Raw genomic sequence first — 15,709 nt, 5'->3', positions numbered from 1 at the left:
TCTAAATTCCAAATTTTTTATCAAAGTATTTCTGTCTTACGTCAAAGTTAAGCTCTTCAATGTCGGCGCCGTTAAGACCCTTTTGTAAAATCTTATAGCAAGTCTTTTTAGGCACGGTAATGTTGTGAATGTTGGAAATGTTCCATATTCTGTCAAACCTTTTCTTTAAGCTGCCCATATCCAATCTTTCAAGAACATTTCTTAAATTAAGGATATTTGCTTCGCTAATCACCTGATAGGTTGCATAGGTCTGCTTGTCCATTACAATAGGATTCAATCCTAAAATGTATCTTTGCAAATCATAATCCAGGAATGAATCGTAATCCTTATCATATGCATATACGTGAGCCTTTGCAGTCAATGCGTCAATAAATACCAAAAATTGGTTAGCGACGATTGACCTTGAAATGATTTCGTCACAGAATTTGAGTCCGGTTTCGATTTTGCCTAAAGAAGATCCGTTAACGTAAGTTTCATAATCTTCAAACCTGAATGCGACAAGTGCAAACATGTAGAGATCAATCCAATCGTTTTCCTTTAGGAACTCATGTGCCTTGTCAGTTAATTTCAAATCGGAATAGTCGTTTTCTTTTTTGACATCCACATTTAAACTGCGTGCATCCCTGGCCTCTTTCAATACAGGCAAAACCCTTTCTACCAATTCATGTTTTTTTCCAGAAACTTTCAAGCCGTTTTCTTTTAGGATTTCCTTTAATTCGGAAACTATGTATTTTTTAGATATTGCTTCAGCAGTTATTTCCACATCTGCAGTGACAGAAACATCCCCCTCAAGATATCCTTCATCGATTAGATGGTTGATGCATTCTTCAGCTGAAGCGAAAGTTCCGAATTGACCTTCCTTTAAAATATCTTCTATTTCATAACCATTGTCTAAAAAATTTAAAACATTGAAAACTTCTAATTTTTGTTCACTCACATAAACACCTTTATTATATTACAATCGAACTTCCTCTTTAAGAAAGTAAATAAATTTGATATTAGTATTTTATCTTTTTGTTAATTTAATGTTTTGCCTACAACAGGCAATTGATTTAGAAAAAATAAAAATAGTTTCAATAATTAATGAAAATATGAAAAAAAACTAAGGATTGCATGCCTCATCGGCAGCACCCATGACCACCTTGATTTCATCACCAATATTGATTTCGGAAATCTTTTTAGGAGACTGATATTTGGCATTGTAATATGCTTGAGCAAAATTCATAGTGATGAAGTAAACATCCTTAAAATCCAAAATGAAGTCATCACCATCAATCCTATTCAATATATCAATCAATTCAACAGCAATTTCACTAGTTTCCAAATCTTCACCAAACTCGGCGCCAACATTAATAAGCATCTTTACACCTACAATAATATTTAAAATTCATAGTTAATATAATTAGACAATATGAAGACATGTCCGAAATGTAGGAAAAAACTGATTAAAGTTTTCCATGGCGAGCCTGGTGATGAACTGGCTGTGGAATCTTTAAATAATGAAATTATTATCGGCAATTGCTGTGATTCTGAATACAGCTACTATTGCGAATATTGTGACGAATTCTTTAAAGATTGGTGAAAAAACTTAGCGCATAAGCTTTAAAAAAAAAATAAAAGATAGAATGTTATATTACAGTAACATTCTCAGTATATTTATTAATATTTGAATCCCCATCAGGTGCGAATTCAATTGAAATCACATGTTGTCAGACCAAATCATCAGTAATTCCCAATATAGGGGTTGATAAATCATCTGAAGTAATTTCATTAAATACTAATTTGCCGTCAACATAAACCAACAGGTGGCCTTTTGTGAAATCAGAGTCATATAACTTGTTAATACCGTCAAGCCTTAGAGTGTCTCCGTCGCTTACTATTTTATTATCCCTTGTCCTTTTTATAATATGTTGACTAATTTTTTCAACATTTGATGATGAGACAGGTTGATAATTAGCAGATGATACAACTGCAGGAACATCAGTTACTTTAGATTCAGGAGTGCTGTTGGTAGCGTTGGTACTATTGGAATCTCCACCACCTAACAATTTTGCAAGGATATCAGATATGTTAAAGTTGAAAGTGCTTCGGGATCTGTTACCTCCAGTCAGGTTACCGAAGTCAAAACTGCTTCCTCCGGATCTGTTACCTCCAGTCATGTTACCAAAATCGAAAGTTGTTTTACAGCTTGAACCGTTTCCATCAGCATTCTGGTTGTCACCGGTCTGAGTATCACCTTGATCATCACCAGTACCGTCACCGGTACCATCAGCAGCAGGAGTATCATCAGAAGGAGTATCATCTTCGCCTTCACCTTGACTATAATCAGCTTGAGTATCTATTTGAATCATATACTCCCCATTATCATTACCTACCATCCATACTGTATCCCCAGGCTGTAGTTGAATATCATCGAAGTCTATCGCACTAAAAGTATTCATGGATAGAGACAGGATGATAAACAATGTTAAAATATACATTATTTTCTTGTTTAATATTAAATTCCTCCGTTTTAATTAAAAATTTTATAACCCTAAAAAAATTGGATTTTTAGGTTATCACTTATATTTATTAAATAAAATAGGAATATTGAAAAAAAAAATAATTTTTTTTATATATTTTATAAAAAATCTATTTTATTTGAAAAATAATAATTTTTATTAATAATATACAAAAAATTCCTTTATTTATTTAAAAAAATATAATTGTCCAATAAAAAAATATTAATAATATACATTTATACAATATTTTTATAAAAAATAAACAAATTAATAATATTATATAAAAATTCTTTAAAATATTAAAATTCAAAAGAGAAATAAGATTAAGAAATCACAAATATCGATGAGATTATACTCCCAATTTACAAAAAAATATATGAACAAAAATTATAAAATTTATATTTTAACTAAACAAAATGGCAAAATGAATATAACAATATAACAAGTATCCATTTACAATCCCAAAACGTCCCTATCAGGATTGGAATTTTTAAACAGATTGATTTTTGTATCGCTTTTCCAGGTGAACTTTAAAAGGCCCGCATGAATTACCTTCATTTCCTCATCTGAAAATCCATCGAGATAATAGATTTTTCCTCTTTGACCTACATTCATCAGGAACCTGATCATATGCCTGTAGCACATCACATTATGAGGTTTATAAACGACAATGTCATCGGTGATGTACTCCACCAGCTTTTCCAGTTCAAAGACATCGGGAGTTATCACTTCAACTTCACACTTGGGAAATTTTTCGCGAATGATTGCTTCATAATCCACAATATCACCAATTAATATTATAAATCATAAACTATTTTAAGATAATTGTTTATCGATAAACAGTTTCCTAGGAAACATTTATATACTTTCCAGAAAAAATATACCTTTAAAGCAAAACTCAATTTAGATGAAACTTATGAAAAATGAAAAAGGAAATTCGGATAAATTTGATTCAATGCCCTTTTTTGCATTGATTCACCACATATCCAAAAACAGATTAAGATACACCATGAAAAATCCTAACCACATTGACATGGTGCATGAAGGTCGCTATTTGATGGAAATACATAAAAAGAAAAATTTATCCCAGGATGATTTAGCAGGCATATTCGGCCAAAGCAAAGGTACAATAGCTAAAGCGCTAAGGAAGTTAGAGGACAATGATTACGTTGAAAGAATAATCGATGAAAACAACAGAAGAAAGTACATGCTGAAAACAACAAAAAAAGGAGAAAAACTGGCTGTTTTATTAATTGAAGATTTAAATGAATGGGAAAGAAGTGTCGGAATTGATGAATTGGACGACAACACAAAAAACCAATTGAAGAAAATAGCTAGAAGAAGCGAAGAACTACTTAAAGAGGATTGAATATGGCAAACAAAAATGTGGCATTAATGAGAGGAGAACCTGAAAAGGCAGTAAAGAAATTGGCTATTCCAATTATGATTTCAATGATTCTAACGGCGCTGTACAATATTGTAGACGGCATTTGGGTAGCAGGACTTGGACCAACGGCAATTGCCGGAATAGGATTTGTAACACCTATCTTCATGATACTGAACGGAGCAAGTGTGGGGCTTGGAAACGGCGCTACAAGCAGCATTTCCAGATTCATTGGTGCAAAAAATCGCGAAATGGCCACCAAATCCGCAACACAAGCATTGTTCATCTTCTTGATAGCTTCAATCGTATTGACAATCATATTCCTCATAATACAGGAACCGTTGCTTAGAAGCTACGGTGCAACAGGACCGACATTGAAGGAAGCTGTTGCCTATGCGACACCTTTGTTTTTAGGTATGGTTGCTTTGATGTTTGGAAATGGATGCAGTGGAATCCTCCGTGGTGAAGGGGATATGAAACGTGCAATGTATGTTGTGGTTGCTTCAGTGATTCTGAATGCATCACTGGATCCGATATTCATTTACACAATGGGTTTCGGTTCAGCAGGCGCATCCCTTGCAACAGTCGTCAGTTCAGCCATATCCGCTACAATAATCCTGTACTGGATTTTGATTAAAAAAGACACATATATTGACGTCAGTCTTAAAAACTTCAAATTTGACTCCAAATTAACAAAGGACATTCTCAAAGTTGGAATTCCATCTGCACTGGACATGCTGATTATGGCAATCGCAATGTCAATTTATCTTATTGTGATTTCAATCGTCGGAGGAGATTATGGAATCGCAACATTCACTTCAGGCCAAAGGCTGTACCTCTTTGCCATAATGCCCCTTACATCCATCGGGTCTGCGGTGATTGCAGTATCTGGAAGTGCATTCGGTGCTAGAAATGGAGATTATCTTTCAAGAACCCACATATATGGTGTCAAATTAGGTTTAGGCTTAGGAACCGTAATCACACTGATTTTGATTATCTTTGCAACACCGCTAGCAACATTATTCGCATACACACCCGAAACAGCAAACCTTGTTCCGGGAATCGCAGAATATCTGCAACTGGTCTGCCCATGCCTGATTTTGACAGGTATCGGAATACCATCCAGCTTCCTGTATCAGGGAATCGGTAAAGGAATATACAGCCTGATGTTTACAATTTTAAGGGAAATAATATTTGTAGTTCCTTTAATCTATGCGCTCGTATTCATTTTCAATTTAGGCCTTGTAGGAATCTGGATTGGATTATGTGTCGGAAGGTCAATAGCTAGCGTTATCAACTTCCTATTCGCAAGATACGAAATCAGAAGAACCAGAGCAAAATTCGGAAATTAAGGGCAATATTGCTCTTAATCTTTTTTATTTTTATTACATGACTTTAAAATTGTTTAAAACTTGTTAAATTGCTTTAAAAAACAACTTACAAATTTATAAACTTGCAATTCATATATTAGTGTACAATAAAATGTACAGGCTAAAAATATGAATGAAAAAGATTTTAAAACAAGAATTGGAGTCATTAAAAATACTTTCAATGACAAAAGAAAAATACAATGCGAAGTAAAAAATGACATCGAAATTGACGAAGGCATCCACCAGGGAGGAGACCTCTTTAAAACAGAAGACGGAGACTTTATCGATTTGGAATTCCAGATGACCGATTTTGATGAAGATGAACTCATAAAATATGTTGAATTTGCAGAGCATCTCTACTGCAAATATGAAAAAGAGGTTTCGGTATACATCATCTGTCCTGATGACATCAAAGTGCTTGTAAAGGAATGTGAAATAAAATCAGAAGCTAATTTTACAATCAAATTAGCTAAAATAGGAGAAGATCCCTGCCATATAATCCTTGATGGAATAAAACAAAAGGTTTCATCTGGTGAAATGCTTGACGGCGATGATTTGCATGCGCTGTCCCTGCTTCCGGTAATGTGTAAAAAAGAAGAAAGGAATTACTTCAGAAAGGAATATTTCAAGATAATCAATCAGATAGGATAATGATTACTTGTTCCATTTCAGGATTGTCTTGCCGAATTTGGAAATGTAATCCCTGTCAAATGCTTCCTTTAAATCATCCAAAGAGGTTATTTCACAAATATTGGTAATCAGCTTTTCCAAATATTCGAATAGCTGAGGATTTCCTTTGAGAGTTTCAACAACTCCAATGAAATCTTCCCTTTCAGATCTGCTATTTCCCTGAATGGTCAATCCTTTTTCCAAAACCATACGGGTATTAATAGGTATTGGATATTCACTTACTCCAAACAGATTTATTGTGCCTTGAGGGTTTATCAAATCAATTATCTGGTCAATGGCAGTTTGGGATGCGCTTGAGCCAACGCATTCAAATGCATGGTCAATTGCAATGCCCTTAACATCATGAATCCTGTAGGTTTCATCAGCAAAGGAAAACAACTCCAGATTGTCCTGATGTTTTCCAAATACAATTACCTTTGAATCAGGAAACAGCTCTTTCAATAATAAAGCTGTGATGAATCCCAGATTACCGTCACCCCATATGCCTAAACAGTCTTTTGGAGTTATTGCAATCTCGCTGAACTTTGAAATTCCTTGATAAGCTACTGAAATCAATTCTATGAATGCTGATACGTTCAAATTGAATTCATCCGGAATTTTAACAACCCGGTCCTGCGGCAAGCAAATCAAATCAGAGGTGAACCCGTCAAATCCGCTTCCCCTGAATTTGGAATTATAAGAATAATTTGCTCTGCATACATCATCTCCACATGGAGTGTTTGGAATCATAACTACCTTGTCGCCGGCCTTGAACTCACCGGAATCATCAAACACGACTTCACCTATTCCTTCATGAATCAGTGCCATCGGCAGTTTCTTATCCAAAATCTCTGCTGGCCTAGAGCCCTGATAGTATCTTTGGTCCGCTTGACAAATTGAAAGATGGGTCGGCCTTACAACCACTCCTTCCAACTCAATTTCATCAATCGCTTCTTCAAAAAATTTAGGCCTCTGAAGCCTGTAAACAATGTTAATCATTTCCATCCTCAAGTATTGTATTGGCTAATTTCAAATCATACGGGTATGTAATCTTGATATTTGACACTTCACCATCGACTAGATATACATCTTCATCTTTAAGGGTGAATATTTTGCATGCATCTGTAAGTATGTTGGATTCCTCTTCAGTCAAACTGTTGATTAGGTTAAAAAGTTTCTTTATATTGAAGCTCTGTGGAGTTTGGCCTTGGTAATAATAATCCCTCACAGGGATGCTTTCAATGGTTGTCCCATTGATGCTTTCAACGATGGTGTCAGTAGCCGGAATGACTGTATCGCATGCGCCATATCTTTTTGCAGCTTCAATGTTGTCTTCAATGATTCTGTGGGTTACAAACGGCCTGACTGAATCATGGGTGAGAATTATTGAATCGTCATCTATTCCAAAATTCTCTTCAATATAAATTATACTGTTCATCAGAGTATCGTTTCTGGTTTCTCCACCCTCTATAACTATGATATTGTCGTTTTTTGGAATATGTTTCTCAATCAAATGAATTGTATGAGTTATATAGTTTTCAGGAGTTAAAACGATTATCTTGTCAATATTTGAATTTATTACAAACTTTTCAATTGTGTGGATTATGACAGGTTTGTCTCCAAGGGTCAGGAACTGCTTTGGAGTGTCTGTTCCACCCATTCTTGATCCAATTCCTCCTGCCAGTATCGCTGCAAAAATCATCATATTACCTCTTTTCAAAAATTATCACATAATGGGACTTGCCATTGGGGCCATCCTGGCCAATATTGTCATTCAAATAAACTTTATCGAAATCGAACCTATTGAAGATTCCTTCCAATTCATCTGGAGCATATTTTATTTCTATTGGCGGTCCGATTGGCCAATCAACAGGATTGAACTCGACAATGGCGATTTTGCCTCCCTTCTTAATAATCCTCATCAGACTTTCTATTACTTCTTCCATTTTGTCTGATGACTTGAATCCGTGGACAACATTGAACATGAACACCATATCTATTGAATCGTCCCCTATTTGAACAATGTCTGCGGTAATGTCCGCTTTAATGACTTCGAAATTTTCAAGCCCATTTTCCTTTTTATATGCCTGAAGTTCCTCAATTGAAGGATCATAATTGTCCACTGCATAAACAAAACCGTCAGGAAGATATTCCTCGATTGCTTTAATTGCAATGTGGCCGTCACCGCATCCGGCATCCATAAAAGCCTCATCGCCCTTAAGATTCAGTTCATCAAGAATTTCTTCAGAACCCATAAACATTAGACTTGATTTTGCATGATGCTTATGCTCCATAATATCACCAAATTTTCATTAATAATAATCTTTAAAAAATAGTATATAATAATTTTTAAAAAAAAGTTTAGGAAGCGTTGCAACTTCCACAATTGAAATTATTCTTTTTGAAATACTATGAAATAGTGAGATTTGCCTTGAGGAATATCTTCACCAATTTCTTCATTCAAATATGTCATTCTAAGGCTATGATTTGCAAAAATCTCCTCTAATTCCTGAGGAGTGCTTCTGAAAGCTGTTGGCGGTCCCTTTGGAACTTCCCATGCCTTGTAATCCATGATGGCTATTTTACCATCGGATTTGATAATTCTTGCAAATTCATCAATAGCTTCATCCATTGTTCTTGATGCCTTGAATCCGTGAAATACGTTTACCATCAAAACAACATCGATGGATTCGTCCTCAACGCCAGGAATGCCTTTTGTAATGTCCGCTTCAATATTGAACAGGTTTTCAATATTGTTTTCTTTTTTATATGTTTCCATATCTTCAATGGAAGCATCATAAGCATCTACAGCATAGACAGCACCATTCGGAAGGTATTCTTCTACGACCTTGATTGCAATGTGACCGTCACCGCATCCGGCATCCATAAAAACTTCATTGCCCTTAAGGTTTAGCTCGGATATGATTTCATCGGAATCCAAAAAATGCACGCTAGAAAAACCGTGAGCCCTGTGCCCGTTCATAATTATCACCTAGATAATTATCTTTAAAAAATAGTATATAATGATTTTCAATATGATGCCTAATTCACAACATCAAAAAAACAGCTAAAATAAATAAAAAAAAGTTATAAGAGGATTATTTTTTCCAGGTTTGTTTTACTCCCCTTCCTCTTTTACTACCAGGTTTGGTATAACTTCTTTTTTGTCTGGTTCTTTTGTTAGTTCCTTTAACTTTTGCCATAATCTACCCTCCTAAAAATCAATCATCATAAAATCAGAATTATATATAACATAAAAATATTTGTTTTCAATATATTTAAAGGTTTCTTTAAGTAGTGTATTCAGCATTGATTTTAACATAATCGTAAGTCAAATCACAACCCCACGCAGTGGCTTCGCCATCGCCCAGACCCATGTCAATATTTACTGTGACATTTTTGGACTGCATGATCTTTTCAGCCCTTTCAAGATATGGAGTATTTTCAAATGCCAATATCTCTCCTTTTCTTACGAGGTCCACATCATCCTGGTCATCTGCAATAGCAATTGTGACTATATCCGGATTCAAATCACAGCCGGAATATCCGATAGCTGAGACTATTCTTCCCCAATTAGGGTCTCCTCCAAATACCGCTGACTTGAATAAGCTTGATGAAATGATGGATTTTGCTGCGAGTTTTGCATCCTCAAAACTGGAAGCGCCACATACATTTGCTTCAATGAACTTTGTTGCGCCTTCACCATCACGAGCCATCTTTTTAGCCAAATCAATACATAGGTAATTCAATGCTTCCTGGAAGTTTGGGTCGATATTTCCATCCTTCACGACTTCAACGCCTGATGCGCCGTTGGCCATCATAAGACAGGTATCGTTTGTACTTTCATCGCCGTCAACGACAATCATGTTGAAACTGATGTCAGCAGCCTTCTTCAAAGCCTTATTGATGTCTTCTGAAGGAATAACAGCATCACTAACTATGAAAGACAGCATTGTACCCATATTAGGAGCAATCATACCGCTTCCTTTAGTAATTCCAGCTATTCTGACAGTTTCTCCGGTTGTCAGTGTAACTTCACATGCACATTCCTTTGGAAATGTATCTGTTGTCATTATGGCTTTTGCGGCCGCAAGTGAGTTTTCAGGCTTGTTTCCAAGTTTGGAAATTGATTCATATGCAACCTTGGAAATGATGTCAATAGGCATTTCACGGCCAATTACGCCAGTTGAAGAAATAGCTATCTCATCCTTAGGTATTTTCAAATCGCGGGAAACCAATTCAACCAAAGTTTCGCAGTCTTTGAATCCTTGTTCGCCTGTAAAACAGTTTGCATTTCCACTGTTTACAAAAACAGCAGATATGATTCCATTTTTTATAGCATTTTTTGTATATTTTACAGGAGCCGCAACTACCTTATTTGAAGTAAAGACTGCAGAGGCTGTACTGTTTTTGGAAACAATGATTGTTACTCCAAATTTTCCTTCACGTGCTCCGGACACTTTCACATTTTCTATGACTGAAAATCCGCCATCAAGATCTCTAATAAAATTCATAAATTTCACTTAAATACATTAATAAGATAAAGAATAATTAGTCAGGTTATTCTGCCTAATATAATTAGCATCATTAAAATCTATACTGTCATTGCTGTCGAAATATACCTCATCAACATCGCTTAAGTTGGAGGTCATTTCCACAGTGACGTTTTCGAACTGAGGGGCATGTTCATCCCCACCACCAAGAGCCAATGAAATGCCGGCACCCGCACCGACTACAAATGCAATCAAAGCGATGACCATGATAATCAAAGTAGTTTTACTAGCTTTCTTTTGTTTTCTAGGAGCATTAGGAGCATTCCTCATTCTGATTCTTTCATTATTGCGAGGATTGCTGTTTCTCACAAACCTTTGATTATTTTGAGGAGGACGGTTACTGTTTCTCCGCCTTATCCTTTTATTGTTTCGAGTATTCGCACTTCTCGGCGATTTCAATACTCTCTTGTCTTTTTTCTTACGTAATTTCATACTATTTTCTCTTTAAATTAAACTACAAATGCATAAACCAGAGCCAAAATAACTCCAACAAATCCAAATACTCCAAGTCCCAGTATATGCATCAAATAAACGAAGATAAACACGAATGCGAAAACACCAATGAGCTTTGGCTTTTCGTTTTCGACCAAATTAATTAAAGTTCTTGTAAACTCAGATGGAATGTTATATGCATACAATCCATTAGCAAGTTCAAATACCACCAATGATAATGGAACAGCTGACTGAATGTCATCAACCAATTGGGCCCTTTCACCGGCTTCACGTCTGCTTCTGCCGACACCTGCCCTTATTTTAGCACCGTTATCAAGTGCAAACCATGCTGCATCAAGTCCTGCCCTGATGGCCAAATCTTTAGATGGGAACCTTGCAATGAAATCATCACCGCCTTCCCTGTAACCTTCAAATTCCCCGTCACATTCAGTTTCGATGAAATTCTTAATTCCAGTCATGAGGTCCACCAGCTGATTTCTACCATGCTTATTGATGAATTTGGTTGAATCGATAAGATCAATGAACAGGTAATTTTCCAGATTAACCGGCCTAGATTCCTTCAATAAAAATGGTGAATCAAATACCAGCGCATATTCTCCGCCAAGTTTGGTGAATGCGATTCCAGGAAAGCTTCCGACACTTTGAGTGTAATGGATTGCTCTTTCTATAGCGGCTGCACCAGTCATTCCAACTGCTGAGATAACTTCGATACCTTCAGACAATCCAATTCCGATAAGTTCAATAGCTACTCTTATTGCATCATTTTTGCTCAACATCTTAGCAACAAGTTCTGTAGCTGTTTTTTCGACAATTTCTCCAGCTTCATTTTCGATGATTTTGACGAAAATGTTGATTAGATTAGATGGATGGGGGAGTTCAATGTAGAAATAACGGTCACTTCCCATAATGATGTTACTTACCAGTGCATATTCCTCAATCCTGTTTTCTGCAGGCTTCAATTCATGAAAAGTGTAATCTGTAGGAATGTTTTCTGCACCGACATCACGAATGAGATTGTCTAAAATTGATTGTGATGTGATTTCTGCTTTTTCCAATTCAAATAAGATGGTCTGTGTATAATTGAATAACTCCACATATTCCGTTTCAAGAGAATTTGTTGGATAAAATTTGGTTCCAACAGCAATAGGATTAAGCTTGGTTGTAAGCTTAATGAAAGACTTAGTCAAGCCATTAGCCATCTAAGCCCCCTCCTTTTTCAAGTTCTATTTCGAAATCTCCCGGTTTTTCCAAAAGCATATCCGGTTTTACGGAAACAAATGGGAATTTCCAAGAACCTAACCTGCCCGCAATGGTACTGGCTATGTTTCTAGAATTTTTCTTAATGAATACTTCATCATGAGCACTTACACGAATTAAAACATTATATGGTGCGGTTTCAGTTACTTCATCAGCCAATAATATATTCAATTCGAATGTGCCTGGTTTTGTGAATAAGTCATTACGAACAGCTATTAAAGGTTTCTTTTCAAGACCTAATCTGTCTGCGACAGTAACTGAGATGTTACCTGCATTTTTAACTGCTAATTTATAATCTTTAGGATGCACTAACACGAAAATAACATACGGTGCTGCAATTTCAACATCATCAACCATTTCCACAATCTTATTGAACATTGGGATTTTTGAGAAAATGTTTTCCAATTTGGAATCAGCGTTGTTTTCGTTGTCAATACGGATAATAGCCTGCTTGGCTATATTTAATGGAGATATTTCCAAACCTTCCTTTCCTGTATATATCTCCCATTTCTTGAAGTTTAATTCCTTGATAATTTCATCACAAATGTGCTGTAAAATGTTCTTATCTTTTTTAGGTTTTTTAGGTTTTCCAAAGGTAAGTCTGCCATTATCAATGATGAATGGGATTCTCATTGAAGCAATGTTTCTGAATTCAGCAGCATAATCTCTGAATTTATCATTGGACAATACTTTGGCTTTTTCTCTAGTGGCAATATCAAGGATAAAGTGATCTGCATCATTTCCTGCTGGAACTTCTTCAACATTGTCGCTTTCCAGCAATTTTAAAAATTTCTCCTTATCATCAATATCATGGCGAAGTGATGCGTCAGCGATGATTACAAACTCATCTTCACTTTCTTCCAATGCTTTTACAGCTGCAAGAATATTAGACATTTTAGGTTGTCCGTTTTCATTTTTTACATAATGAGCTACATTTGAAGCATCTACAACTACTTTCACAATATCACCTAAAAATAATCCATTATATTAAATTTTATATCAATTTATTATATTTGTACCATCCACATATTTAAACTTAATTTAATAAAAAAATTAATTTTTATTTCTCGGATATTTTCCAAATAAAAATTTCTCTCCACCAATATTATTCAAATATATTTCGATTTCATCATCAGAGATGTTATAAACATTATAAGAGTTAAAATTTTTCCCCCTAAGCTTATCTGAACATAAAGATCCTGCATTGACAATGATGGTCTTGTTCAATTTCCAGATATTCGGAACATGCTTGTGTCCTGACAATATCAGGTCAACTTCATGGGTTGTTAATGTAGATAGGATATCTCCCGCATCAGCCAATACGTTACGTTCACGGCCAGTATTTGGAATTGAGACAACATGGTGATGCAAAGCAACGATTGAAAAGTTTTCATTTATCACACATTCATCCAATTGATGTTCGAGCCACATGTGTTGTGGGCGTCCGATTTGGCCTCCATTCTCATCAGGAGTGCTACTGTCAAGCCCAATTACAGTAAACTCATCACCTAATGTTAATTTCCAGCTTCTTTCACCTATTAATTCTTCAAAAGTTTGATATCCTAAATTACGGGCATCATGATTTCCTGGAACTGCAAACAAAGGTGCTTCAAACAACTCCAAATATCTGGTGGCTTGCTTGAATTCTTTATAGTAACCGTTTTCAGTGATGTCCCCAGTTAAAATAATCATGTCCGGGTTTAACTGATTTATCTCAGTCACTGCCTGCATAAAAATGTCTTCATCAAAATCTGAATTGGACACGTGTAAATCTGAAATATGGGCTATTAATGTCATGTTATCTATTGGCTTAATTTCATAATGGCTTCTGCAAGGTCGCCTTTGCATTCTTCCAGTGCGGCTCTTGCTTCATCTTCAGAAACATTAGCGCTATTGGCTACCATTTCAACGTCTTCATCTGGAATTTCTATTTCATACTCAAGCTCTACTTCACGGGCTTTACCATCGATTTGGTAAGTTTCTTGACCCATTACATTCATCAAACTTACGCTAGGGTTGTCTATGATTAATTCCTTTTCATCGAAACGGATACTAACTTCACGAACTCCTTCAAGTTCTTCCATTTTCATACCCATCTTTTTCATCTGTCTTTCCATTTGCTTCATTTGCTTTTTATTCATACCAGGTATCATAAATAAACCTCAATAAAATAACTATTTATAAATTTGTTATTAATTACTATTAAATAATTTGCTAAATTAAAAAAAAAGAATATGGATTAATCTGTAAATCCATAAATTTCTGTTTCAAAAGTTTTGGCGACATCCTTTAAAACTTCAGGAATGTTAATCTGTTGAGGGCATTCCTCAATGCAGGTTTCGCATTCGCTGCAATCAGAAGCTATGCCTACTCCTGAAAGCTTGGAGTAATTCAGATAGGCATTACCGAATTGTGTCCAGTCGTCCTTTTCCAGAAGCTTATGCTTATTGTACAAATCAAAGAGTTTAGAAATGTCAATTTCCTCAGGGCATGAATCAACGCAATATCTGCACTTGGTGCAGTCTACAGTAATGTTGCTGTTGATGATTTCGGAAACAGTTTCGAGGATTTCAAGCTCCTCATCATTCAAAGGATCGGCATTATTATATTCCTGAATGTTACTTTCAAGCTGTTCCAAGGTGCTTGCCCCTGTCAAAACAACATCCGCATCCAGGTTGGCTACAAATCTCATTGCCCAGGAAACTACTGATCTGTCAGGATTATACTCTTTCATGATTTTTTCGGCTTCTTCAGGAACATCAGCCAAAAATCCACCTTTATAAGGCTCCATAATCATTACCTGCTTGCCATATTTTTTGGCAACTTCAAAACATTTTTTGGATTCTATAGATTCATCTTCCCAGTCAATATAATTGATTTGAAGCAAGACAAACTCCAATTCAGGATGTTCAAATAAGATTTCTTCTAAAAATTCGGCATTCCCGTGGGTTGAAATACCAATGTGTCTGATAAATCCTTCTTCTTTTTTCTTTTGGATAAATGAATATAAGTCAACATTTTTCCATGCGTTTTCAGTAAATCCGCTTACGTTATGCAGCATATAATAATCAAAGTAATCAACACCGCAATTCTTAAGCTGTTCTGCGAATATCGGTTCCAGCTGTGATTCTTCTGTAATGACAAATAATGGTAATTTGGTTGCTATTTTAAATGAATCTCTAGGATACCTGTCTACAACACATTTCTTAAATGCAGGTTCGCCTGCACCCTCATGATATACAAATGCGGTGTCAAAATGATTAAATCCCGCATCCATATAGGCATCGACCATCTGATTAACCTGTTCATAATCTATGTTTGTGAAATCATCTTCCTTTAAAAGCGGAAGCCTCATCATTCCAAAACCTAACTGTTTCATAATAAAAACCTCTAGTAATACTATTTGTTCCTAATAATATAAAAAGTATTAATTGAAAAAAATTCAATTATTTTGGTTTTATCACTTTATTGATATAATAAATCCTGCTTAAACTATTATAACTAAACCGCCCAACAATATAG

The 15,709-nt window shown here is 35.5% G+C and carries 19 protein-coding genes; 4 read left to right on the top strand and 15 right to left on the bottom strand.

Annotation, left to right across the window (positions count from 1 at the left end; genetic code table 11):
* Position 1 precedes the first annotated feature (1 nt).
* Both Q0W25_RS03085 and Q0W25_RS03080 read right to left on the bottom strand, forming a co-directional pair.
* Positions 2–937 (bottom strand): SAP domain-containing protein, encoded by a 936-nt coding sequence (locus Q0W25_RS03085; protein ID WP_297826113.1) that lies wholly within the window; start codon positions 935–937, stop codon positions 2–4.
* A 165-nt stretch (positions 938–1,102) separates the two neighbouring features.
* The gene (locus Q0W25_RS03080) at positions 1,103–1,360 is read right to left on the bottom strand and encodes a hypothetical protein (RefSeq protein WP_297826115.1); all 258 of its coding nucleotides are present in this window, start codon (positions 1,358–1,360) and stop codon (positions 1,103–1,105) included.
* A gap of 51 nt (positions 1,361–1,411) precedes the next feature.
* Here Q0W25_RS03080 and Q0W25_RS03075 point away from each other — a divergent pair, with 51 nt between their 5' ends.
* Positions 1,412–1,582, top strand: coding sequence for a hypothetical protein (locus Q0W25_RS03075; RefSeq protein ID WP_298518768.1), 171 nt, complete (start codon positions 1,412–1,414; stop codon positions 1,580–1,582).
* Between the two features lie 127 nt (positions 1,583–1,709).
* Here Q0W25_RS03075 and Q0W25_RS03070 read toward each other — a convergent pair whose 3' ends face one another.
* Positions 1,710–2,441 carry a hypothetical protein gene (locus Q0W25_RS03070; protein WP_298518765.1) on the bottom strand — a complete coding sequence of 244 codons (732 nt, stop codon included), beginning with the start codon at positions 2,439–2,441 and terminating at the stop codon, positions 1,710–1,712.
* A gap of 513 nt (positions 2,442–2,954) precedes the next feature.
* Entirely contained in the window at positions 2,955–3,281 is a 327-nt protein-coding gene (locus Q0W25_RS03065; RefSeq protein ID WP_298518762.1) for a hypothetical protein, read from the bottom strand.
* Between the two features lie 136 nt (positions 3,282–3,417).
* Here Q0W25_RS03065 and Q0W25_RS03060 point away from each other — a divergent pair, with 136 nt between their 5' ends.
* The 3 genes from Q0W25_RS03060 to Q0W25_RS03050 all read left to right on the top strand — a co-directional run bounded on the left by Q0W25_RS03060 (position 3,418) and on the right by Q0W25_RS03050 (position 5,906).
* Entirely contained in the window at positions 3,418–3,870 is a 453-nt protein-coding gene (locus Q0W25_RS03060) for a MarR family winged helix-turn-helix transcriptional regulator (RefSeq protein ID WP_298518759.1), read from the top strand.
* Between the two features lie 2 nt (positions 3,871–3,872).
* Entirely contained in the window at positions 3,873–5,237 is a 1,365-nt protein-coding gene (locus Q0W25_RS03055) for an MATE family efflux transporter (protein ID WP_298518757.1), read from the top strand.
* Positions 5,238–5,384: 147 nt separating this feature from the next.
* Positions 5,385–5,906 (top strand): hypothetical protein, encoded by a 522-nt coding sequence (locus tag Q0W25_RS03050; RefSeq protein WP_298518754.1) that lies wholly within the window; start codon positions 5,385–5,387, stop codon positions 5,904–5,906.
* 3 nt (positions 5,907–5,909) lie between these two features.
* Here the strand turns inward: Q0W25_RS03050 and Q0W25_RS03045 are convergent, their stop codons facing one another.
* From Q0W25_RS03045 to Q0W25_RS02995, 11 genes are all read right to left on the bottom strand, one after another.
* A complete protein-coding gene (locus Q0W25_RS03045) occupies positions 5,910–6,929 on the bottom strand; it encodes an alcohol dehydrogenase catalytic domain-containing protein (RefSeq protein ID WP_367270519.1) in 1,020 nt (339 codons plus the stop codon).
* A complete protein-coding gene (locus tag Q0W25_RS03040) occupies positions 6,916–7,626 on the bottom strand; it encodes a 2-C-methyl-D-erythritol 4-phosphate cytidylyltransferase (protein ID WP_367269921.1) in 711 nt (236 codons plus the stop codon). Before Q0W25_RS03040 ends, Q0W25_RS03045 begins: the two co-directional genes overlap by 14 nt.
* Positions 7,627–7,630: 4 nt before the next feature.
* Positions 7,631–8,218 (bottom strand): class I SAM-dependent methyltransferase, encoded by a 588-nt coding sequence (locus tag Q0W25_RS03035; RefSeq protein ID WP_298518747.1) that lies wholly within the window; start codon positions 8,216–8,218, stop codon positions 7,631–7,633.
* 98 nt (positions 8,219–8,316) lie between these two features.
* Positions 8,317–8,907: a class I SAM-dependent methyltransferase gene (locus tag Q0W25_RS03030; protein ID WP_298518744.1), complete on the bottom strand. Its 591-nt coding sequence runs from the start codon at positions 8,905–8,907 to the stop codon at positions 8,317–8,319.
* Between the two features lie 307 nt (positions 8,908–9,214).
* Positions 9,215–10,438 (bottom strand): bifunctional ornithine acetyltransferase/N-acetylglutamate synthase, encoded by a 1,224-nt coding sequence (argJ, locus tag Q0W25_RS03025; protein ID WP_298518741.1) that lies wholly within the window; start codon positions 10,436–10,438, stop codon positions 9,215–9,217.
* An 18-nt stretch (positions 10,439–10,456) separates the two neighbouring features.
* Positions 10,457–10,909: a hypothetical protein gene (locus Q0W25_RS03020; RefSeq protein WP_298518738.1), complete on the bottom strand. Its 453-nt coding sequence runs from the start codon at positions 10,907–10,909 to the stop codon at positions 10,457–10,459.
* 17 nt (positions 10,910–10,926) lie between these two features.
* Positions 10,927–12,129: a hypothetical protein gene (locus Q0W25_RS03015; RefSeq protein WP_297826148.1), complete on the bottom strand. Its 1,203-nt coding sequence runs from the start codon at positions 12,127–12,129 to the stop codon at positions 10,927–10,929.
* On the bottom strand, positions 12,122–13,147 hold the full coding sequence (locus tag Q0W25_RS03010; RefSeq protein ID WP_297826151.1) for a Zc3h12a-like ribonuclease: 1,026 nt from the start codon (positions 13,145–13,147) through the stop codon (positions 12,122–12,124). Before Q0W25_RS03010 ends, Q0W25_RS03015 begins: the two co-directional genes overlap by 8 nt.
* A gap of 93 nt (positions 13,148–13,240) precedes the next feature.
* Entirely contained in the window at positions 13,241–13,984 is a 744-nt protein-coding gene (locus Q0W25_RS03005; protein WP_298518800.1) for a metallophosphoesterase, read from the bottom strand.
* Positions 13,985–13,989: 5 nt separating this feature from the next.
* On the bottom strand, positions 13,990–14,340 hold the full coding sequence (locus Q0W25_RS03000; protein ID WP_298518735.1) for a nascent polypeptide-associated complex protein: 351 nt from the start codon (positions 14,338–14,340) through the stop codon (positions 13,990–13,992).
* 86 nt (positions 14,341–14,426) lie between these two features.
* Positions 14,427–15,566 (bottom strand): aldo/keto reductase, encoded by a 1,140-nt coding sequence (locus Q0W25_RS02995; protein ID WP_298518733.1) that lies wholly within the window; start codon positions 15,564–15,566, stop codon positions 14,427–14,429.
* Between the last annotated feature and the right edge of the window lie 143 nt (positions 15,567–15,709).

The sequence above is a fragment of the uncultured Methanobrevibacter sp. genome (assembly GCF_947166415.1).
Classification (GTDB): Archaea; Methanobacteriota; Methanobacteria; order Methanobacteriales; family Methanobacteriaceae; genus Methanocatella.
This window is presented reverse-complemented; position numbering and strand designations above follow the sequence as displayed.

What these genes read in the sequence shown, in the direction of transcription:
- Q0W25_RS03080 (WP_297826115.1), bottom strand. Translation starts at nt 1,360, where the DNA reads ATGCTTATTAATGTTGGCGCCGAGTTTGGTGAAGATTTGGAAACTAGT.
- Q0W25_RS03075 (WP_298518768.1), top strand. Translation starts at nt 1,412, where the DNA reads ATGAAGACATGTCCGAAATGTAGGAAAAAACTGATTAAAGTTTTCCAT.
- Q0W25_RS03070 (WP_298518765.1), bottom strand. Translation starts at nt 2,441, where the DNA reads ATGAATACTTTTAGTGCGATAGACTTCGATGATATTCAACTACAGCCT.
- Q0W25_RS03060 (WP_298518759.1), top strand. Translation starts at nt 3,418, where the DNA reads ATGAAAAATGAAAAAGGAAATTCGGATAAATTTGATTCAATGCCCTTT.
- Q0W25_RS03055 (WP_298518757.1), top strand. Translation starts at nt 3,873, where the DNA reads ATGGCAAACAAAAATGTGGCATTAATGAGAGGAGAACCTGAAAAGGCA.
- Q0W25_RS03050 (WP_298518754.1), top strand. Translation starts at nt 5,385, where the DNA reads ATGAATGAAAAAGATTTTAAAACAAGAATTGGAGTCATTAAAAATACT.
- Q0W25_RS03045 (WP_367270519.1), bottom strand. Translation starts at nt 6,929, where the DNA reads ATGGAAATGATTAACATTGTTTACAGGCTTCAGAGGCCTAAATTTTTT.
- Q0W25_RS03040 (WP_367269921.1), bottom strand. Translation starts at nt 7,626, where the DNA reads ATGATTTTTGCAGCGATACTGGCAGGAGGAATTGGATCAAGAATGGGT.
- Q0W25_RS03035 (WP_298518747.1), bottom strand. Translation starts at nt 8,218, where the DNA reads ATGGAGCATAAGCATCATGCAAAATCAAGTCTAATGTTTATGGGTTCT.
- Q0W25_RS03030 (WP_298518744.1), bottom strand. Translation starts at nt 8,907, where the DNA reads ATGAACGGGCACAGGGCTCACGGTTTTTCTAGCGTGCATTTTTTGGAT.
- argJ (WP_298518741.1), bottom strand. Translation starts at nt 10,438, where the DNA reads ATGAATTTTATTAGAGATCTTGATGGCGGATTTTCAGTCATAGAAAAT.
- Q0W25_RS03020 (WP_298518738.1), bottom strand. Translation starts at nt 10,909, where the DNA reads ATGAAATTACGTAAGAAAAAAGACAAGAGAGTATTGAAATCGCCGAGA.
- Q0W25_RS03015 (WP_297826148.1), bottom strand. Translation starts at nt 12,129, where the DNA reads ATGGCTAATGGCTTGACTAAGTCTTTCATTAAGCTTACAACCAAGCTT.
- Q0W25_RS03005 (WP_298518800.1), bottom strand. Translation starts at nt 13,984, where the DNA reads ATGACATTAATAGCCCATATTTCAGATTTACACGTGTCCAATTCAGAT.
- Q0W25_RS03000 (WP_298518735.1), bottom strand. Translation starts at nt 14,340, where the DNA reads ATGATACCTGGTATGAATAAAAAGCAAATGAAGCAAATGGAAAGACAG.
- Q0W25_RS02995 (WP_298518733.1), bottom strand. Translation starts at nt 15,566, where the DNA reads ATGAAACAGTTAGGTTTTGGAATGATGAGGCTTCCGCTTTTAAAGGAA.